Consider the following 20,258-nt stretch of genomic DNA (forward strand, 5'->3'; position numbering starts at 1 on the left):
TATTTAAGCTAGAGATTTGGTAATTTTCTGATAGATCTCCTGATATTCCTTAGCCGAAACGTTCCAGCTGTAATCTCCGCCCAACGCATTCTTGCTTACTTTACGCCAGTGCTCAGGCATGCGGTAAATAGAGGTCGCTCGCCGGATCGTGTTCATCATATCGTGCGCATTGTAATCCTTAAAGGAGAACCCGTTCCCTTCCCCCGTATATTCGTTATATGCATGAACTGTATCATTCAGTCCGCCTGTTTCGCGGACAATCGGCACACTGCCGTACCGCATGGCGATGAGTTGACTGATACCGCACGGTTCAAATTTGGAAGGCATCAAGAACAGATCGCTGCCAGCGTAGAAGCGCCGGGATAACGGTTCATTAAAGCGAATCTGGGCCGACATTTTATTGGGATACCGCTTCGCCGCTTCCCGGAACCAATGTTCATAAGAAGGGTCCCCCGTTCCCAGGACAACAAATTGAATCTCATCGTAGTAGAGCAGCTCATCCAGAATCCGAATGACCAGATCGAGTCCCTTCGAATCGACCAGCCGCGTTACCATCGACACCAACGGAATATGCGGTGCCACGGGAAGATTCAACTCTTCCTGCAGGGCAATTTTGTTCTGCGTTTTCTTATTTAAACCGCTCCGGTATTTCATCGCGATGTGCGGATCGGTCGCCGGGTTGTAGCTCTTGGTATCAATGCCATTCACGATGCCGCTCAATCTCGAACCTTGGGCTGACAAAAGACCGTCGAGGCCGTATCCGTAATAACCGGTCTGAATCTCCGAGGCATAAGTCGGGCTTACCGTCGTGACATGGTCTGCATAGACGATGCCCGCTTTCATGAAATTCACGTTTCCGTAATATTCCACGCCTTCCGCTGTAAAATGGCGGCTGTGGATTCCCAGCAAATCGACTAGTACCTCGTACGGATATACTCCTTGATACAACAAATTGTGGATTGTAAATACGGTTCGGATTCCCGAATAGTAGGGATCATGACGGTAGATATCTTCAAGGAGAAGCGGAATCATGGCCGTATGCCAATCATGGCAGTGAAGCACATCCGGCTGAAAGTCGATAACCGGCAATATCTCAAGGACGGCGCGGTTGAAAAACGAAAAGCGTTCGCCATCGTCCATGTAGCCGTAAATGCCGTCGCGGCCAAAATAATATTCATTATCTATGAAATAGATCGTGACCCCGTCCTCAACCAGGGACTCGATGCCGCAATACTGCTCGCGCCAGCCTACCCGAACCCGGGTTTCCCCTACATGCGCCATCCGCTCCCGGTAGTTCTCAGGAATTCCCCGATACTTGGGCAGAACCACCCGAATATCCTCGCCCTTGCCATGAAGGGATTTAGGCAAAGCAGCGATCACATCCGCCAATCCGCCTGTTTTAATATACGGTCCACATTCTGAGGCTGCAAATAACAATTTCAATCCTGCTTCCCCCTTTGAATTCGCTTGGTTTTTCGTGCCGTCTTTTCTTTTCCTGCTGCCGCCTTCAGTGAAACGTCCCCTTGAGCCTGCGGCTTTCTGGAACGCGGCTTTTTCTTTAACACCACCATGCCCAGCGGAGGCAGCTTGATCTCGACGCTGTATGATTGGCCATGCCAGGCCATTTTCTCCGCTTTCATGACTTCGCCATTGACCCGTCCCGAGCCGCCATAATCGGTGTGATCGGAATTCAATATTTCCACGTACTGCCCCGATCTTGGCAAGCCGATCCGATATTGGTCATATGCCCGGGGCTGAAAATTAATGACGATAATCAGTGTATCACCAGGTTTTGAGCCCATTCTCATGTACGATATGACACTTTGCTCATGATCATCGGCGCTAAGCCATTCAAAGCCTTCCCACCTGTGATCCTGCTCCCATAGCGCCTTCTCCTCCACGTACATGCGGTTTAACGCTGACGTGTAAGCCAGCTGCTTTCGGTGGCTTTCGTAGTCCAGCAGCAGCCAATCCAACTGCTCCTGATCCTTCCATTCAATGAACTGGCCGAACTCGCCCCCCATAAACAGGAGCTTCTTGCCGGGCTGGGTGATCTGATATCCGAGCAAAATTCGGAGTCCCGCAAACTTTTGTTCATAACTCCCCGGCATTTTATTAAGCAGAGATTTTTTCCCATGAACTACTTCATCGTGGGACAGCGGTAATGTAAAATTCTCCGAATAGGCATAACAAATGGGAAATGTCAGTAAATTATGATGAGTAGGCCGCTGATCGAATTCCCGCTCCACATAGGACAGCGTGTCATTCATCCAGCCCATGTTCCATTTGTAATTAAACCCGAGACCTCCCTCGTGCACGGGTGCGGTAACCCCTGCCCATGCGCTGGATTCCTCGGCCATCATCAAGGCATTCGGGTAATATCGAAATACGGCTTTATTCAATTCCTGCAGAAAGGATATCGCTTCGAGATTTTCCACCCCACCATGCTCATTAAGGCTGTACTGACCTTCTCGCTTTTCAAAATCCAGCCGGATCATGCTTGTCACAGCGTCAACGCGAAGACCATCAATATGATACATATCCATCCAAAATAAGGCATTGGAGATGAGGAATGAAATCACCTCAGGTTTGGCATAATCGAAAGACAATGTTCCCCAGCCCGGTTTCTCTGCTTTTTGCGGATCTGCGTACTCATAAAGAGGCGCCCCGTCAAACAGTCGAAGCCCGTGGGCATCCTTGGCAAAATGTGCGGGCACCCAGTCGAGCAGCACGCCGATACCCGCTTGATGCAGCTGATCAACAAGATACATGAAATCATGAGGACTTCCGTATCTGCTGGTCAGCGCAAAGAATCCGGTTCCCTGATACCCCCATGAAAGGTCGTACGGATGCTCAGCCAAGGGCATGAATTCCACATGGGTATAACTCATCTCCAGCAAGTAAGGAATCAGCTGGCCCGCCAGTTCGCGGTATGTATAGAACGAGCCGTCCTCCTTTTGCCGCCAGGTTCCAAAATGCATTTCATATATGTTCATCGGCTTGGTGTAGGGGGATTTGTTCTTTCTTTTCCATGCAGCATCTTGCCAATGATATCCAGAGAGATCAGTCACAACCGATGCCGTTGCAGGTCGAACTTCAGCCTGAAAGGCGTATGGATCGGCCTTCAAGAACGTTTCTCCATACGGTCCGGTGATATGGTATTTGTAATAAGTTCCAGTCTGCATCCCAGGGAAAAACCGACTCCAAATTCCCGAATCGGGTATCCTATATAACGTGTCTTGGGACCCGTCCCAGCCGTTCCAGTCTCCGGCAAGACCCACCTGCCTTGCATGTGGAGCCCATACCGTAAACCGCACGCCTTCTTCTCCATCTTCCGTTACACGGTGTGCGCCCATGCATTGGTAACTGTGATACCAGGTTCCTTCATGAAATAAATACAATTGTTCCGGAGTCATGTTTCCTTCCCTAACTTGGTTCAATCATCGTCACCCGCTTTTTCTTAAAAATCCAAATATTATTAGTGCTATTACCCCATTCTAACCATGTTGAAAATAAAAAATGTCCATGAAAGATAATTTTGTAATTTTCAATTCACTTTTTCAATATAATCGTTTCAAACCCCGGGAATGTCGTTTATGTAATGTACAACGTGAAAATACATTGGGAGGGAAACGTGATGAAGAGAAAAGACTGTATTGCTATGCTTCTGGCCGGTGGAGAGGGTAAACGATTAGCTCCCCTTACGTCCAAGCTGGCAAAACCCGCCGTTCCTTTTGGCGGACATTATCGTATAATCGATTTTCCTCTCAGCAATTGTGTGAACTCCGGAATCGATACGGTTGGAGTACTTACACAATATGAGGCAGAATCATTACACGAACATATCGGTGAAGGTGAACCCTGGGGACTAACACATACAGGACGCGAAGGCATTGCTCTGCTTCCATCCAACAGCACGCACCAAGATGGATACTTGGGTACAGCAGACGCCATTTATAAAAACATTCCATACATCGATGATCAAAATCCCGAACACGTCCTTATTCTATCCGGGGACCATATTTACCAGATGGATTACCGCGAGATGCTTGAAGCTCACATGAAACAAGCGGCTCCTGCCACGATCTCCGTGATGGAAGTGCCTTGGGAAGACGCCAGCCGGTTCGGCGTCATGAGCGTTGATGACAATCTCAATATCACCCAATTTGCCGAAAAGCCGGCAGAACCGCAAAGCAACCTTGCCTCAATGGGCATTTATTTGTTCCGCTGGGACTATCTGAAGCAGCACCTCATTGAGGACGCAGCTGATCCAAACTCCAGCCATGACTTCGGGAAGGATGTCATCCCTAAGATGCTGTCCGGAGAAGAGTCGCTGCTTGCGTTTCGCTTCCAGGGCTACTGGCGCGATGTGGGCACCGTAGAGAGCCTCTGGGAAGCCCACATGGATGTGCTTAGCCAAAACGAGCTTGTTCTTGAGAGATCCGATTGGCCCATGTATACCCGTGCATGGAAGACCAAGCTTTCGGCAGCACGGACACGCAATGCGGAACACACGGACTGCTTGATTCATGAACAATGCACCTTCGAAGGAAAAGCCAAGAGCTCCGTTATATTCTGCGGTGCGGAGATTGGCAAATACTCCATCGTCAAGGACAGTGTGGTCATGCCGAATGCCAAAATCGGCAAAGGCGTCCATATCGAGCATGCTATTATCGGCGAGGGAGCGATCATCAAGGATGGAGCGATTGTGAAAGGAGCCCTCGGCAACGTTGTGGTCGTTGGACCTTACGAGACCGTGCTTCCGAAACCAACCATTCGTACCCAACCGTCCCGACTGCTTCAGGATGTATACGAAAAAGGACGTTTGCGGGCGAATGTCTCTTCATCTTAAACGAGTTTCTTCAACAGAATATTAGCTCTAAGATAAATTCCTTCAGACTTTTATACAAAAAAGCGATCCGTGACGGATCGCTTTTTCTCATGTATCGTGCCCTGCTGACTGTATCTCAAGCGCATGCGACAAAGAATGGTAACAAAATACAACTATTACATAAACCTCTTCTCATATAAATTCACGAAGCGACCACCCATATCCTGCTCAGCCACGAACAGAAATCCTTGACGCTGATAAAATTGATTCAGCGTTGGCAGATGGGATACGCAATCCAGTCTGAAACCCTGTTTACCCTTGGATAACAAATATGATTCCGCAAAAGCAATCATCTTGGTTCCCAGCTCCAGTCCCCGATAGGGAGCGCGTACGGTCAGCCGATGCAAATAACCATAGGATGGATCGTCCTGCTCCCCCCAATAGGCTGGATCCCCATACTGTAACGTGAACATGCCGACGGCCACGTCACTATGCCACAGGATGAACACTTCACGCTCCGTCAGGTACTGCTTCATCAAGTCCAAGGAAAAGAGCGATGGACTCCATTGTTTGAGTCCTTGCCGCTCCATCACCTCCGCCGCTTCCTTGAGAAGCGACAGCATCTCCCCTGCCTGATCAGGTTCAGCCGCTTTTAATTCAAACAGACCTTGCTCCGTAGAAAACGTTGCTGCTGTGTTTCCCACTTCCATACTCCCCCTTTTAAACAGCCCCACAACGTGGAGTCTATGCTTTAGAATTGCTTACGCTTCGCTGAAAACGTATCAATGCTGTATTCTTAAGAAAAAGCCTTGCCGGTAACCCGGCAAGGCTTATACGGTCGGTCCGGCTACGTCATCCTCACCGTTCTCCAATCCGCCGGCCATCGGGATTTTCCCTTCAGGCAGCGGCAGCTTGACGATAACGGATGTTCCGTGACCGAGCTCGCTCTCCATCTCCATCGTGCCACCATGGAGCTCAATGAGCTGCTGCGTAATCGCCAGGCCCAGGCCCGTTCCCCCGTTAAGCGGATTAACCTGGAAGAACCGGTCCTTTACCCGCCGCAGATGTTCGTCCGATATGCCAATCCCGTGATCCTCCACGGTTACGATAACAAACTTGTCTTCCATAGCGAAGGAAAGGTTGATCACGCCGTTCTCATGCGAGAATTTAATCGCATTGTCCACAATATTCAAAAACACCTGCTTCAAGCGGTTGGCATCCCCGTAGAGAATCGGTTTTTCGTCGGTCTCCAGTTTAATCTGGATGCCCTTCTTCTCGGCCTTCGTCCACAGATTGAGCATAATCTCCTGCAGAAGCTCCCGTAGATTCACGATACCCTTCACAAGTTTCATCTCATTCTGCTGGAGCTTGGAGAAGTCGAGCAGCTCTTCAACAAGACCGATCAAGCGATCGGTTTCCTTGGATATTATCTGCATCCCGATCTTCGTTTCTTCCGGATCATAGCCGCCGGAGTCGAGCGTTTCACTCCAGCCCTTAATGCTTGTGAGCGGAGTACGCAGCTCATGCGAAATGGATGAAATAAAATCGTCCTTCACCTGATTGCTTCGAACAATCTCCTGTGCCATGTAGTTCAGGGTTGACGACAGCTCACCAAGCTCATATTTATAGTCGCCTTTGATTCTCACGTTAAACTTGCCCTTAGCCATCTGCGCCGATACTGTTGTAATGTTGTTAAGCGGCTTTACGATGGAGTTGGCCAGCCCAATGCTGAAGGCAAGCACAATCGCTAGCACGGCCCCCCCGATGCTGACGGCAAACAGCGTGATTTTCATCAGCTTGTCGTTAATGAACTCAAGCGAAGTCACGTAGCGGAGAATGTACGTTTTCTCAAAACCGTTCGAAACGGTTTGGGAAACGGCCATGACGATCTGCCCCGTACCTTGCTGCTTCCCAATCCAGCGGCCCGTATTGCCTGCAAGCGCTTGGGTGACATCACTGGTCTTGATGGTCTGCTCGATTTCGAAGCCGGTTGATGTGGAGAGGACCTGGCCAGCCGGATTCAAAATTTGAAGATCCGTTGTATACAATTCAAAATGACGAACCATCTCGCTCAGCTGGTTGACGTTGTCCGTTGACGTCAAACGGAAGGGCTGATAAAAAGCGTTGGCGGTATTTATATGATTCACAATATGATTGTATACCGTATCGTAATAATACGATCGTAAAGCGATTAGAAATATAACCTCAATCAGCAGCAAGGCAATGAACACTACCAGAAAGTAGTGCAGCACGATTTGCCGCCGAATGCCTTTTTTGATGATCATTGTCCCTGACCCTTCCATTTATAGCCGTGTCCCCATACCGTCTGGAGGTATTCCGGCTCGGAAGGATTGCCTTCGATTTTTTGGCGCAGTCTCCGAATGTTCACGTCCACGATTTTGGGGTCGCCCATATATTCTTTTCCCCATACGTGATCGAGCAGCACGTCACGACTAAGCGGCGTGTTTTCTTTCTCCAGGAAAAACTGCACCAGCGAAAATTCAGTAGGCGTCAGTTCCACCGGCTGCCCGTTTTTCTTAAACTGCTTGGAGATCAGATCCAGTGTAAACGGACCAGATTGAAACGATACCTTGGCGGCTCCCGCACGCTGGACATTGACCCTCCGCAGCAGAGATTGCAATCTGGCGATTAACTCCGTTGGACTAAACGGTTTGCTTACGTGGTCATCGGCCCCAACGGAGAGAGCATACACTTTATCCTGCTCCTGAACTTTTGCCGTCAGAAAAATAATGCCGATCCGCTCGTTCGTTTCCCGAATTCTGCGGCAAACTTCAAATCCGTCAATCCCGGGTACCATGACATCGAGCAAGGCGATATCGATATCTGGCGTCGTTTGCAGCAAACGGAGGGCTTCGTTGCCGTCCCCAGTCTCCAGGACTTCAAAGCCGTTTCGTTTCAAATTAATGACGATAAAACTGCGAATAGATTCTTCATCTTCTAATATGAGCACTTTACTCAAGGTCTAGTTCCCCTTTCTTTCGATAGGAGCCACATTATTGCTGTTTGGCTTTTTATCTTTTTTACTCAGTTTCAGATCACCATGACTGCGATAAGCAATGACGCGGTTCTTCTCCTTCACCAAAATATCCCAGTCGGACTCGGCTTTCCCCCACTGGGCCGTGGAAAAGAATTTAATCTCTGCAACGGACTCTCCCGTATCGGTCATGACAAAGTTTAAATAAGCATTTTTGTTGGATTCCGGCGTGATGGTAATCTTATTGTACATGTCGGGCGGAAAGTCCAGATAGAAGCGATTGTTCATATCGTAGTACCTTTGGAGTACGAATTGAAGCCCTTCTTTTTCATTGCTCTCCCGTACTTCCCCGTCCCACTGGTAGTACGTGGTGAAGAACGGGATCTCATCCAGGATTAGCCGATCTTCCCAGCCGCTTGGTCTTGTAAGAACACCAAACTCTAGAATACCGTCATCATTCACATCTTCGCTCTCAACAGGCAGTTCCTTATAGGTAAGCAATTCATCCTGGAGGACGTCAATAAACTCGTTATCCTCCATAATGATGAGCTTGGAATAAGAAGAGTTGGATACGACCGATGCGTCCAAAATGATACCTTCTTTGTCCTTGGCCACTTTACCTGCGACAACATTGTAATAACTTTCGATATTCGGTCCCAGATCCAGCTTATTCAGCTCGACAAAGGCGTCCTCGAATTTATCGTATTGGTAGGTGCTGATATACGAGAGCTCTTTCTGCTGAAGATAGACAACCGTAATATCGTTGATCTTGTCACCGTTCATATCTCCGATATTAAAGTGTGTATATGGCAAAGCCGGTATTTTTTCGAGCGAGTCCCCAGAGAAAGAATACACAGCTAGCAGGTTCTGAAGTTCCTCTTCTCCGCGGGAGAAGCCGGCTACGATGTCGACCTTGCCGTCATTCGTAAAATCGACGAAATCAAACGACTCCAATACCGTCCCTTCTCCATCGAAATCCAGCTTCTTCACCCAGGTGTCGCCTTGCTGCTGCATGATCATGCCATGGATTTTCACTTCGTCGTCCGGCGTCTGATAGAAGACGACAGCCTCCAATATTCCGTCATTGTCCAGGTCATGGATACGGATCGAACTGCTGTCCACGTCACTCCGCGGCCGGATAATGGCACCGCCATCCAGCTTATTCTTCAGAAGCGCAGATTGGATAGCACCATTCAGCGTCGCTTTATCCGTCGGCAAATCCGGTTTCTTCATTAAGGAGACCGGGTCCTGAATAAACGTGCAGCCGCTTATGATCAATAGTAACAAGCCTGCCAAGAGGGCTTGCATCACTCTATATTTCAATAAGTATCAACTCATTTCTATACATTCACCTGGCGTTTTTGGTGATCGATAATTACAGTCTTGACTTCTCGCCATGGGTTAAACGTCTCCCGGTCACATCCACCGCAAGCTCTCCGCCGGATAGACCCATGATCCGGGTGCAGTACTTCTCGGCCAGCTCCAAGGGTATCACGGTAAATACGGTTAAACGTTCTTCCTCGCACAAGGTTTTAAGAGTCTTCAATACATGCTCGGCCGAGGCTGGATCAAGTCCCGTGACCGGCTCGTCCGCCAAAATGACCTTGGCACCATGCACAAGTGCGCGGGCAATAGCAATTCGCTGCTTCTCGCCGCCGCTTAACTCGCCGGCCTTTCGTTTGGCCTTGTCCAACAACCCAAGGTGCTCGATCGTATCCATAGCCCCCATATAATCATCAGATCGGACCATCCCGGTTACCATCCGCCACAGCGGTGTTTGGCTGGATTGTCCGATCAATACATTCTTAAGTGCCGTTCGATTAACATTCAAGGACGGGTTCTGCTCAAGATAAGCCCATTCCCGGCGAATTTTCCGTTTTCCCGCAGGATTCATCATATCTTCGCCATCAATCGTTAATTTGCCGCCGTCCCATTTTTGCTGCATGGATAGACAGCTCATTAACAAGCTTTTCCCGCTTCCGCTAGCACCGATCAGACCGATCATTTCCCCGTGCTCCATCTGAAAAGTGATATCCTTTAACACCGGCGTGCGTTCAGGACCCATCGTTTTCCTCAGCCGATCCACTTTAATCATGTTATCGTCTCTCCCGTCAAGTGCATATTCCTACTCTCTAGTTTAGAAGAAAGCGAAAGCAATTGCCATGAGAACGCATGTTCTATCCCTGTGCTGATGCAGTTTTGACTTTAAACCATAATCCCGTACACGCAAACAGAATATACAATCCTCCAAGCAGAATGAAGATCCCCCCGTTCCACCCCGTTTCCATGATGGCGCCCCCGGCATTCGGACCTGCTATGCTGCCTGCATTAAAATGGAAGGAAGCCACGACGTTGGCAGCCGGGAGCAGCACTCTGGGAAGGATATCCGCCGCATAAGCCAAACCAAGCGAGAAGAAGGAGCCAACCAGTCCGCCGGCCAGCGTTAGCAATATTAAGGTTGCCCAGAAATTCGTTCCTGCCGCAGGAATGAGCAAGAAACAGCATCCGCCCACAATACCGGCGATTGTCAGCACCCGTTTGCGTCCGAATTTATCACTCCAAATGCCGAGCGGAAGCTGCAGCACCAGACCGCCGATGCCTACAAAAGGAAGCAATGCTGATAGTTCGCCCAATGTAAATCCGCTTCTTAAACCGTAAACCGGGAAGTTGCTGTTAATTCCTGCTTCCATATAACCGTAGAGAAACGCGGGAATCAATGCAAACCAGGCCAGGCGGTAGCTTTTGAGATATCGTCCAGCCGGCTGCTGCTCCCCGTTCTCGTTTTTTTCCGGCTTCAGGTTCGGAAGTTTAAAGAGCACGACCAGCAGAATGAACAAGAACAGCACCGCCAGAATTATAAACGGTACCGCCTCGCCATACTTTAGCAGCGGAATGCCAAGCGGTCCTATGCTGAATCCCAAACCGTAGGACATGCCGTAAAAGGATATGCTTCGCCCCCGGTTCTTCGCCGTTGACATCATCAGCACCCATAGCTGTGCCGCATAATGAAGTGCGCTGTCCCCAATACCCACGAGCACGCGCAGCACAAACCAGACGGCCACGCTCGGAATCAACGGAAAGGCGACCAGTGACAGCATTACCAGGACCAGTCCCGAAATGATCAGCTTTTTGAAGCCGACCCAGCCGAGAAGCCTTTCCGCAACAAGCGTCATCGCAAACGAGCCTACATACAAGGCCGCCGCGTTCAATCCGTTCATGGAGGATGAGATGCCCATCCGTTCCAAAAAAATAGCCAGCACCGGCAATAACAGTCCCTGGCTTAAACCAGCCGCAACCACGACGGCAATTAAAATGAAATAATGAGTTCTCCCCTGACGGGGGGTTACAGCTTCTGTCACTGAAATATAGTCCTCCTCTAATGTGAAAAAACGATGAATTTAAACAGTCAGATGAACATTATAGTGGACAAGCCCAATCCATACAAGCCATAATAATAACAATGCCATCAATTGGGAGGGTATCCGTTAATGAAATATAAAGTCAGTATTGATGTATCTATGGTCTACGAGCTGCTGGGCAGCTTCATGATATATGCAACAAGGAAATGGACCGATAACCTGGATATCGGAAAACAGCTGATAACGGAGATGGACGAGCGATTGCCTCAACCTGTTCGTGTCCAGTTCAGTCGAGCCCGTTCATGGCCCCTCGCGGATTATGATGTGTTATACGCCTTGATCATGCTTCGAGGAAAGCACCTTGAAATCCCGGATTTTCTGAATTGGATCGAATCTTCCGCCGTGGAAGAGCTGCATGACCTGCTTCTGCCGCACTTGCCGTCCCTCTCGCTGGATGAAACATCTAGAATTCGAGAAAACTACACTCCGTTGATGAAGTTGTGGTATGAGCACTACTTCTCGGAAGTGGAGCCTGAACTGTACCAGCTCCTGGAAGAAGATGCCGAAGAGAAGCGAATGCTCCTTCCGAAAATGGACGACGAAAATTTAATCGAATATGCTTCTAGCGGCGTTATACTTGACGACGTGCCTCAGGAGAATGTAGTCTTGTTCCCGGGCACGCATTTCCGGCCGATCAATACCTATTGCTTCTATGAGAACGTACTCCTGCTGCAGTATCCGATCGATATCCCGGAAGAAGATGAAGATGAGCCGCCCGTCGTTCTCCTCCGCATGACCGAGGCTCTTGCGGATCCGGAACGCCTGCGTCTCCTGCGATATATTGCCGATGAGCCGAAGGCCGTGTCCGAAATGGCGTCCGAGTTAGGTCAGCCTTATGAGGAATTGATGCATCACTTAATGATCTTGAGGGCAGCCGGCTTGCTGCGCTCCCATCTGAAATCCGAGAATAACGAACGATTCAGCCTGCGGCCGGATGGGGCTGCCGAACTTCAGATGTTCCTGGAGTCATACATTCGACTTTCATAGTAAGAAGGAGTGAACCATGAGTAAAACATCGCAGCATATTATCTTCGACATGGATGACACATTAATACACTGCAACAAATATTTCGATCTGATCCTTGGCGATTACTTCGAGTGGATGACCGAATGGTTTCAGCATTATGGCTTGACTACCGAAGAAGTCCGAGCCAAGCAGATGGAGATCGACGTAGCCGGCATAGATAAGCTGGGATTTGCAAGTGCGAACTTCCCGCAGTCCCTTATCGACACGTATCATTATTTCGGCCGCATTCATGGAAGAGAAAGTTCGCCCAAGGAAGAAGAGCTTCTCTACGAATTAGGACTCAGTGTATATGAGCAGGAAATCGAAGCCTACCCCGGCATGGTTGAGACGCTTGAGAAGCTACAGGAGGATGGTCATTGTCTCCATCTCTACACAGGAGGCGAGAGCAGGATTCAGAAACGGAAAATCGAACAGATGAAGCTGGCCGATTACTTCAAAGACCGAATCTACATTCGCCAGCATAAAAATATTGCGGCGTTGGAAGAAATCCTCACGATGGGGACATTCTCCCGCTCCGATACGTGGATGATCGGCAACTCGCTTCGCACCGATGTCGTACCGGCGCTGACGGCCGGCATCAACAGCATCTATATCAAACAGCAGCGCGAATGGCAATATAACCTGGTCGAACTGAAGCAAGAGCCGCATAACGTGTTATATACCGTATCGGCGCTGACCGAAGTGCCCGAGGTCATTGAAGAGCATTTGGATTAGTCAAAATAAAAACCGAACCGATCAAGGATGATATCCCTGATCGGTTCGGTTTTTTTATTTCACTGTGCCGTTTCACGATTTCACGGCTTCACTCGAGTCCTCTGCCTGAACAGCAAGCTTTCCGTTCCCTTCAGCAGCTAGGACCATTCTGCCTTTAAACGTGCTGCCGTCCTCGTTTTTAAAGGACAATACCTGGGTCTTGCCTTGCAGCAGCAAGGATTTCAGCATCGCATGCGAAACCTGTTTCCCGGCAAATTCCTTCCAAATAACATAACTGCAGCCGGTTTTGAAATTGGCACAACCATAGCCTTTGCGTCCCTCAATAATATGCCCTTCACATCCGGGTCTAGGGCATCGTCCTAATGAAGAACGTACGGACGACGTTTCGTTTGAAGTAGAGGCATTAAATTTCGGAGTCCGCTTTGCCGCCCGTTCTTCCTTGTCGCGTGGGGCTGCGGCAGTTTTTCCCGCGCTTCGCTTCCCTCTGCCTTTGGTCTTGTCCTCATCTCCGCCGAAAAGCGACGAAGGCGCGGGACGCTGCGAGGATACCTTATTGATGATCGAAATGGTAAACTTCTGCACGTTTTGCATGAACACGTCGGCGGAAGCCTCGCCCTTGGATATTTGGTGAAGACGACGTTCCCATTGACCCGTCATCTCAGGCGAAGCAAGTAATTCTACGCCAGCATGACGGATCAGCTCCACCGCCGTCCTTCCTTTTTGGGTAACCGTGATTCTTTTGCCCTGCATCGTAATGTATCCGACCTTCTTCAAGCGTTCAATGGTCGCTGCACGCGTAGCGGGCGTTCCCAGCCCGCTATCTTTCATCGCATCCCGAAGCGCTTCATCCTCGATGGATTTACCGGCACTTTCCATCGCCTTCAGCAGCGTTCCTTCCGTATAACTCTTAGGCGGCTGGGTTGCCTTTTCTTTCACTTCGGATTTCTTGCAGTGCACCGGATCATCGGGGGACAGATCAAAGGAACGGTCGTTCCATTCCTGGGTTTCCTCTTCCTCGTCCTCTTTTCCCTTCTTGGAAGACTTGGCTTTCTTCTGCTCTTTATCCTGGGCAATCAGCACCTTCCAGCCAAGCGACAGCAGTTCCTTAATTCCCGTCTTGAACGTTTCGCCCTCAACCTCGGTAAGCACCGTATGCTGCTTGTACATGGCCGGCGGGTAAAAATGCGAGAGGAACCGGATGATGACCAGATCGTAAATATGCTGTTCTTCCTTGCTGAGCGTGCCCGGACGCTTTAATGTCGGCAGGATGGCATGGTGATCCTCAACCCGCTGCGGATTGCATACCGCTTTATTATGAATGTGCACCCGGCTAGGATCCGCTCCTTCCGCCATCGATTTATAGGAGGTCGATTTCAACATGTGAAGTGCCTTGTGCATGCCTTCGATGTTCTGTTCATTCACGTAATTGGAGTTGGTACGCGGATATGAAATGACCTTGTGACGCTCATACAACGCTTGCGCAAGATCCAGCGTTTTTTTGGCAGAGTATCCGTATTTGGCATTGGCTTCACGCTGAAGAAGGGTCAAATCATACAATTTAAACGGATATTCTTTCGTTTCTTTGACTTCATATTTGGTGATGAGTGCATTCTTCCCATTAACCTTGGCTGCAATCGTCTCTGCTTTCTCTTGCGAGGTCAGCCGCTCTCCCTGCCATGTTCCGGTATATTCCAGCTGCTCTTGCTTAAACACGGCCTTCACGTCGTAGAACGTTTGCGATTCAAAAGCTTCAATTTCCTTCTGCCGGTCATAGATCAGAGCCAGAACCGGCGTCTGGACCCGCCCAACCGACAGTAAAGTCTGATGACGGGTCGTAAAGGCACGCGACGCATTCATACCGATCAACCAATCGGCTTCACTGCGTGCGCGCGCAGCTTGCGTTAAATTCTCGAATTCAACCCCATCCTTCAGCTCCGCAAAGCCACGGGCGATGCTTTCCGCCGTTAAATCCGAAATCCATAGTCTTTTTACAGGCTGTTTCAATTTTAATTGTTGTTGGATAAGAGCGAAAATATATTGTCCTTCTCGTCCCGCATCACATGCGTTTACGATATGGCTGCAGCGCTTGGCGACCTCTCCAATGACCTTCAGCTGATCCTTGGTTTTCGGATTCGGGATGATTTTGAATTGCTCCGGAATGATGGGCAGGTCCCGTAAATTCCAGCGTTTGTATTTCGGATCATATGCATCCGGCTCCGCCAGCCCAACCAGATGTCCGATAGCCCAAGTTATGATGTATTGCTCACCTTCTAGATATGTACGGTTATTCTTGGCCCGCGGCTCGATGACCGCTGCGATGTTCCGTCCCATATCCGGCTTTTCGGCAATGACCAACGTTTTCAAATGACATTCTCCTTCCCGATGAGTAACCATGGCGCGGTGGCTAACTCCAAAAAGGACTTCGCTCTCGCGAAGTCCTTTTAACTACTATTAGTATGATAGCATATTTAGGAGAAGGATTAAACCAGTACGGACGCACCCATCAAATATTTGTCTACCTCGCGCGCTACCTCCCGGCCTTCGTTGATGGCCCATACCACGAGGCTTTGTCCGCGACGCATATCTCCAGCGGCAAATACTTTATCCACATTGGTCGTATATTTGCCATACGGTGCTTTCACATTGGAACGGCGATCCGTTTCAAGTCCAAGCTGCTCGACCAGCGTATGCTCCGGTCCGTCAAAACCGATGGCAATGAACGCCATTTGAGCAGGAAATACTTTCTCCGTGCCCGGAACCGGTTGATACACTTTACGGCCGGTTTCGTCTACAATACGCTCGATTTGAACAGTATGAAGCTCCTTCAAATTGCCCTCTTCATCCCCGACAAATTTCGTCGTCATAATGGAGAATTCGCGTGGATCGCTGCCAAACAGCGCCTTGGCTTCCTCGTGTGCATAATCGAGCGTGTACACGTTCGGGAACTGAGGCCAAGGGTTCGCAATCGGATCACGCTGCAGCGGAGCCTGTTTATGCGTGCCGAACTGGGTAACGCTGCTGCAGCCATGACGCAGCGCTGTCGCGACGCAGTCAGAGCCGGTGTCGCCGCCGCCGATGACAATAACGTCCTTGTCTTTTGCCGACAAGTAGTTGCCGTCCTCGAGACCCGAATCCAGCAGGCTCTTGATGGTTCCGTTCAGATAGTCCATCGCATAATGAATGCCCTTGAGGTCACTTCCCTCAATATTGAATTCACGCGGTTTTGTTGCCCCGCCGCATAGTACGACGGCATCGTAGTCTTCCATCAGCTGTTTGGCGGGAATGTCTTTGCCGATCTCGGTGTTGACAACGAATTCAACGCCTTCAGCTGCGAGCAGATCTACACGGCGCTGAACAATACCCTTGTCCAGCTTCATGGATGGAATCCCGTAAGTCAACAATCCGCCGATACGGTCGGCACGTTCATAGACAGTTACGGAATGGCCTGCTTTGTTCAATTGAGCAGCCGCAGCCAATCCTGCCGGACCAGAACCGACAACGGCTACGCGGCGTCCCGTACGCTTCGCCGGCGGCTCGGGAACGACCCAGCCTTCCTCAAAGCCCTTGTCGATGATCGCTTGCTCGATGGATTTTATCGTGACCGGCTCCCCAATCAAACCGACGGTGCAGGAACCCTCACAAGGAGCTGGACATACGCGTCCGGTAAACTCCGGGAAGTTGTTTGTTTTGTGGAGACGCTCCAAGGCTTCTCTCCACAAGCCCCGGTATACAAGATTGTTCCATTCGGGAATCAGATTATGAATCGGGCAGCCCGAAGTGCCGCCGAGCATATCGATTCCTGTATGGCAGTATGGCGTACCGCAATCCATGCAGCGTGCTCCCTGGGTCTGGAGCTCTTCTTCTTCTAAATGTTTATGAAACTCTTCCCAGTCTTTAACTCGTTCGGCCGGGCTCCGATCTGCCGGAAGCTGGCGCTGATATTCCATAAATCCTGTTGGTGTAGACATACTGCTTTACCCCCATCCGTTCTATCCATGCTGGTTACCATGTACAATTTATCATATCATAAATCATCCGATATCGATCTTCAGATGACCCAAGAAACAGGTTTCAGTCTGATTTATTTTTTCTATTTATGCTAAAAAATTTTTTATCAGAGCATGAATCCCCATGATTAGCGGCTATTTAAGCAGCGATTTGTATAAACATTAAAAATATAGTAGCATTTCGCTTTTCCCCTGTTAAATGGACTATATGCATGATCATTTGTATTATCCTACTAACAAAACATTGTCAACATGGATGGATTGGAGTATGTCTATCCCTTCAAAGCTCGCCATCAAGCTCTTTATTTTCGTTCAAACGTAACAAACCGATACGCATACGGATTCTTTTCATCCGTTATGCCGGGAACTTCTTCGATAATTTTCCATTCGTCCCAGTTCACTTCAGGGAAGAACGTATCCCCTTCAAAAGTTTCATCAATAAACGTGCAGTACAGCCGATCCGCTTTCGGAAGCATCAATTCATAAATCTGTGATCCGCCGATCACCATCAGCTCTGCGTTCTCCGCGTAGGGAAGGGCTTCATCCACATCATGGATCACGATGCCCTCTTCGTCCGTCAGCGTGAAACTATTGTCTCTCGTCAGCACGATATTCTTTCGGTGAGGCAGAGGTTTGCTGCCGAAGGACTCCCAGGTCTTGCGCCCCATCAGAATCGTTTTGTGCAGGGTCGTCTCCTTGAAGAAGGCCATATCCCGCGGCAATCGCCACGGCATGGTGCCGTTCAGTCCGATTACCCGGTCCTTGCCCATTGCCCATATCATCGATATCATTACACAGTCACTCCTTCCATGTACAAATGGATTGCGCCGAATACCGGCCATACTTTTTTATTTACACAGCTACGGTCGCCTTAATGGTTGGATGATACCGGTAACCCTCAAATTCAAAATCTTCGAATGTATAATCAAAAATGCTCTCCGGCTTGCGCTTGATGATCAGCTTCGGCAGCTCATAAGGCTCGCGTTCAAGCTGCGTTCTGACCTGTTCCATATGATTGGAATAGATATGGACGTCGCCACCGGACCAGATGAATTCACCCGGCTCCAGGCCGCACTGCTGGGCAACCATATGGGTAAGCAGTGCATAACTTGCAATGTTGAACGGAAGTCCGAGGAAGCTGTCCACGGAACGCATGGTAAGCATGCAGGAGAGCTTCCCGCCCGCCACGTAGAATTGGAATACAAAATGGCATGGAGGCAGCTTCATGTTATCGATCTCTGCCACGTTCCAGGCACTGACAATATGCCGCCGGGAGTCGGGATTGTTTTTAATCGAATCGATGACATTGGCAATCTGGTCGATATGGCGTCCATCCGGCGTTTCCCATGCTCGCCACTGCGAGCCGTAGACCGGTCCCAAATCGCCGTTCTCATCAGCCCATTCGTCCCATATCCGCACGCCGTTTTCTTTTAAATACCGGATATTTGTTTCCCCGCTTAAGAACCAGAGAAGCTCATGTATCACCGATTTTAAGTGAATTCGCTTGGTTGTCATCAGAGGGAAGCCTTTAGAAAGGTCAAACCGCAGCTGTCTTCCAAAAACGGATAACGTTCCTGTCCCCGTGCGGTCCCCTTTCTCTACGCCATGATCAAGAATGTCTTGCAGCAGCTCCAAGTATTGTTTCATCAGTAGTCACCTCACTAGAGAATCTCATATCAACAGTCTATCATGTTCGTGGAAGGATTGGGATGCTTAAAATAACCCTGCCGAATTGGCCGGATATCACTTGCGTATCCACATAAAAAAACAGGAGGCAGAAACCGCCTGCGCGTTCTCTGCCTCCTGGCCGAATATATAATGACTCGTAATGCGAACGTCGTTTGGATTAACGGGCAATGATGTGGATCGGATGACCCATAACCAATTCCGCAGCTTCCATTACGATTTCGCCAAGCGTTGGATGCGCATGGATGGTCAAGGCCACATCTTCAAGCGTAGCGCCCATCTCAATAGCAAGACCGAGCTCTGCAATCAGGTTGGAAGCTTCCAGACCTACGATTTGCGCTCCAAGAATAAGTCCTGTTCCTTCTTCAGCCACGATCTTCACGAAGCCTTCCGGATGGTTCAAGGATACGGAACGTCCGTTACCTGCGTATGGGAATTTGCCTGCTTTCACTTTATGGCCTTTTTCCTTCGCTTGAGCTTCGGTGTAACCTACGCTGGAGCATTCTGGATCCGTAAACACAACCGCTGGAATACATTTGTAATCCACGACGGACGGCATTCCGGAAATGGCTTCAGCAGCCACTTTACCTTCATAGGAAGCTTTGTGTGCAAGCGCAAGACCGGACACGATATCCCCGATCGCGAAGATATGAGGAATGCTTGTGCGTCCTTGATGGTCGACTTTCACGAATCCGCGCTCATCCATATCGAGGCCGATCAGGTCCAGACCAAGCTCTCCGTCCGTGTTCGGACGACGGCCAACCGTAACCAGCAGGTAATCTGCTGTTACTTCTTTGGTTTCGCCATTCACGGAGTATTTCACGGTAACTTCTTTATCATTTTGCTCAGCACTTTCAGCTTTAGCACCTGTGATAATTTCGATACCGGTTTTCTTCATGTTTTTCGTAACGAGGCTTGTCATGTCTTTGTCAAAGCCAGCCAAAACGCTGTCCAGACCTTCGATGATCGTTACTTTCGAACCGAATTTGGAGTACATTTGACCCAGCTCGGCACCGATGTAGCCGCCACCGATTACGATCATGCTCTTCGGTACTTCAGGCAGGTTCAATGCTTCGGTAGAAGACAGGATGCGTCCGCCAAACGGGAATGGCTTCAGTTCGATTGGACGGGAACCTGTAGCAATGATGCAGTTCTTGAAGCGGTAACGCGGTGATTCATGATCATTGAATACACGCGCTTCGTTTTCGTTGATGAACATGCACTCACCGTTGAAAACTTCCACTTTGTTGCCTTTCAGCAAACCGGCTACGCCGCCAGTCATTTTTTTGACAACGCCGTTTTTGAATTCCTGTGTTTTCGCGAAATCAACCGTTACGTTCTCCACGGAAATACCGAATGCATCGGCATGCTTAGCAGATTCGAACTGATGAGCTGCAGCGATCAAAGCCTTGGAAGGAATACAACCACGGTTCAAGCAAACACCGCCGAGTTCCGATTTATCAACGATCAGAACCTTTTGACCCAGTTGGGCGGCACGAATCGCCGCCACATAACCACCAGGACCAGCACCAATGACTAGAGTATCAATATCTAAAGAAGCATCTCCAACTACCATTAG

General features: G+C 49.4%; 16 protein-coding genes. 3 read left to right on the top strand and 13 right to left on the bottom strand.

Features of this window, described 5'->3' with window-relative positions:
* Positions 1-3: 3 nt before the first annotated feature.
* Positions 4-1,443, bottom strand: coding sequence for a glycogen synthase GlgA (gene glgA, locus DP091_RS01455; RefSeq protein ID WP_113056751.1), 1,440 nt, complete (start codon positions 1,441-1,443; stop codon positions 4-6).
* Entirely contained in the window at positions 1,440-3,416 is a 1,977-nt protein-coding gene (glgB, locus tag DP091_RS01460) for a 1,4-alpha-glucan branching protein GlgB (protein ID WP_113056752.1), read from the bottom strand. The genes glgA and glgB overlap by 4 nt, the downstream gene beginning before the upstream one ends.
* 221 nt (positions 3,417-3,637) lie before the next feature.
* Here glgB and DP091_RS01465 point away from each other — a divergent pair, with 221 nt between their 5' ends.
* On the top strand, positions 3,638-4,852 hold the full coding sequence (locus DP091_RS01465) for a glucose-1-phosphate adenylyltransferase (RefSeq protein WP_113056753.1): 1,215 nt from the start codon (positions 3,638-3,640) through the stop codon (positions 4,850-4,852).
* 155 nt (positions 4,853-5,007) lie between these two features.
* Here DP091_RS01465 and DP091_RS01470 read toward each other — a convergent pair whose 3' ends face one another.
* From DP091_RS01470 to DP091_RS01495, 6 genes are all read right to left on the bottom strand, one after another.
* Positions 5,008-5,535: a GNAT family N-acetyltransferase gene (locus DP091_RS01470; protein WP_258394363.1), complete on the bottom strand. Its 528-nt coding sequence runs from the start codon at positions 5,533-5,535 to the stop codon at positions 5,008-5,010.
* A gap of 126 nt (positions 5,536-5,661) precedes the next feature.
* Positions 5,662-7,116 carry a sensor histidine kinase gene (locus DP091_RS01475; RefSeq protein WP_113056755.1) on the bottom strand — a complete coding sequence of 485 codons (1,455 nt, stop codon included), beginning with the start codon at positions 7,114-7,116 and terminating at the stop codon, positions 5,662-5,664.
* Complete coding sequence (locus DP091_RS01480) at positions 7,113-7,811, bottom strand: response regulator transcription factor (protein WP_071218190.1); 699 nt, start codon at positions 7,809-7,811, stop codon at positions 7,113-7,115. Before DP091_RS01480 ends, DP091_RS01475 begins: the two co-directional genes overlap by 4 nt.
* A gap of 3 nt (positions 7,812-7,814) precedes the next feature.
* Positions 7,815-9,149 (bottom strand): VCBS repeat-containing protein, encoded by a 1,335-nt coding sequence (locus tag DP091_RS01485; RefSeq protein ID WP_258394364.1) that lies wholly within the window; start codon positions 9,147-9,149, stop codon positions 7,815-7,817.
* Between the two features lie 52 nt (positions 9,150-9,201).
* A complete protein-coding gene (locus DP091_RS01490; RefSeq protein WP_113056756.1) occupies positions 9,202-9,921 on the bottom strand; it encodes a phosphonate ABC transporter ATP-binding protein in 720 nt (239 codons plus the stop codon).
* A gap of 82 nt (positions 9,922-10,003) precedes the next feature.
* Positions 10,004-11,185 carry an MFS transporter gene (locus DP091_RS01495; RefSeq protein WP_113056757.1) on the bottom strand — a complete coding sequence of 394 codons (1,182 nt, stop codon included), beginning with the start codon at positions 11,183-11,185 and terminating at the stop codon, positions 10,004-10,006.
* A 129-nt stretch (positions 11,186-11,314) separates the two neighbouring features.
* Between DP091_RS01495 and DP091_RS01500 the strand changes: the two genes are divergently transcribed.
* Together DP091_RS01500 and DP091_RS01505 are read left to right on the top strand one after the other, a co-directional pair.
* A complete protein-coding gene (locus DP091_RS01500) occupies positions 11,315-12,232 on the top strand; it encodes an ArsR/SmtB family transcription factor (RefSeq protein WP_113056758.1) in 918 nt (305 codons plus the stop codon).
* Positions 12,233-12,248: 16 nt separating this feature from the next.
* Entirely contained in the window at positions 12,249-12,986 is a 738-nt protein-coding gene (locus DP091_RS01505; RefSeq protein WP_113056759.1) for an HAD family hydrolase, read from the top strand.
* 72 nt (positions 12,987-13,058) lie between these two features.
* Here DP091_RS01505 and DP091_RS01510 read toward each other — a convergent pair whose 3' ends face one another.
* The 5 genes from DP091_RS01510 to lpdA form a co-directional block, all read right to left on the bottom strand.
* On the bottom strand, positions 13,059-15,350 hold the full coding sequence (locus tag DP091_RS01510; protein WP_113056760.1) for a type IA DNA topoisomerase: 2,292 nt from the start codon (positions 15,348-15,350) through the stop codon (positions 13,059-13,061).
* Between the two features lie 116 nt (positions 15,351-15,466).
* Positions 15,467-16,954 carry a glutamate synthase subunit beta gene (locus DP091_RS01515; RefSeq protein ID WP_113056761.1) on the bottom strand — a complete coding sequence of 496 codons (1,488 nt, stop codon included), beginning with the start codon at positions 16,952-16,954 and terminating at the stop codon, positions 15,467-15,469.
* Between the two features lie 341 nt (positions 16,955-17,295).
* Entirely contained in the window at positions 17,296-17,784 is a 489-nt protein-coding gene (locus tag DP091_RS01520) for a dihydrofolate reductase (RefSeq protein ID WP_113056762.1), read from the bottom strand.
* 61 nt (positions 17,785-17,845) lie between these two features.
* On the bottom strand, positions 17,846-18,640 hold the full coding sequence (gene thyA, locus DP091_RS01525; RefSeq protein ID WP_113056763.1) for a thymidylate synthase: 795 nt from the start codon (positions 18,638-18,640) through the stop codon (positions 17,846-17,848).
* 199 nt (positions 18,641-18,839) lie between these two features.
* Positions 18,840-20,255 (bottom strand): dihydrolipoyl dehydrogenase, encoded by a 1,416-nt coding sequence (lpdA, locus tag DP091_RS01530; protein ID WP_009589200.1) that lies wholly within the window; start codon positions 20,253-20,255, stop codon positions 18,840-18,842.
* Between the last annotated feature and the right edge of the window lie 3 nt (positions 20,256-20,258).

The sequence above is a fragment of the Paenibacillus sp. MDMC362 genome (genome assembly GCF_003269305.1).
In the GTDB taxonomy this organism is placed as follows: Bacteria; Bacillota; Bacilli; order Paenibacillales; family Paenibacillaceae; genus Paenibacillus_AQ.

Bases quoted from the DNA above. Each gene is read 5' to 3' on its own strand.
- DP091_RS01500 (WP_113056758.1), top strand. From the start codon at position 11,315: ATGAAATATAAAGTCAGTATTGATGTATCTATGGTCTACGAGCTGCTG.
- DP091_RS01465 (WP_113056753.1), top strand. From the start codon at position 3,638: ATGAAGAGAAAAGACTGTATTGCTATGCTTCTGGCCGGTGGAGAGGGT.
- DP091_RS01515 (WP_113056761.1), bottom strand. From the start codon at position 16,954: ATGTCTACACCAACAGGATTTATGGAATATCAGCGCCAGCTTCCGGCA.
- lpdA (WP_009589200.1), bottom strand. From the start codon at position 20,255: ATGGTAGTTGGAGATGCTTCTTTAGATATTGATACTCTAGTCATTGGT.
- thyA (WP_113056763.1), bottom strand. From the start codon at position 18,640: ATGAAACAATACTTGGAGCTGCTGCAAGACATTCTTGATCATGGCGTA.
- glgB (WP_113056752.1), bottom strand. From the start codon at position 3,416: ATGACTCCGGAACAATTGTATTTATTTCATGAAGGAACCTGGTATCAC.
- DP091_RS01490 (WP_113056756.1), bottom strand. From the start codon at position 9,921: ATGATTAAAGTGGATCGGCTGAGGAAAACGATGGGTCCTGAACGCACG.
- DP091_RS01475 (WP_113056755.1), bottom strand. From the start codon at position 7,116: ATGATCATCAAAAAAGGCATTCGGCGGCAAATCGTGCTGCACTACTTT.
- DP091_RS01520 (WP_113056762.1), bottom strand. From the start codon at position 17,784: ATGATATCGATGATATGGGCAATGGGCAAGGACCGGGTAATCGGACTG.
- DP091_RS01505 (WP_113056759.1), top strand. From the start codon at position 12,249: ATGAGTAAAACATCGCAGCATATTATCTTCGACATGGATGACACATTA.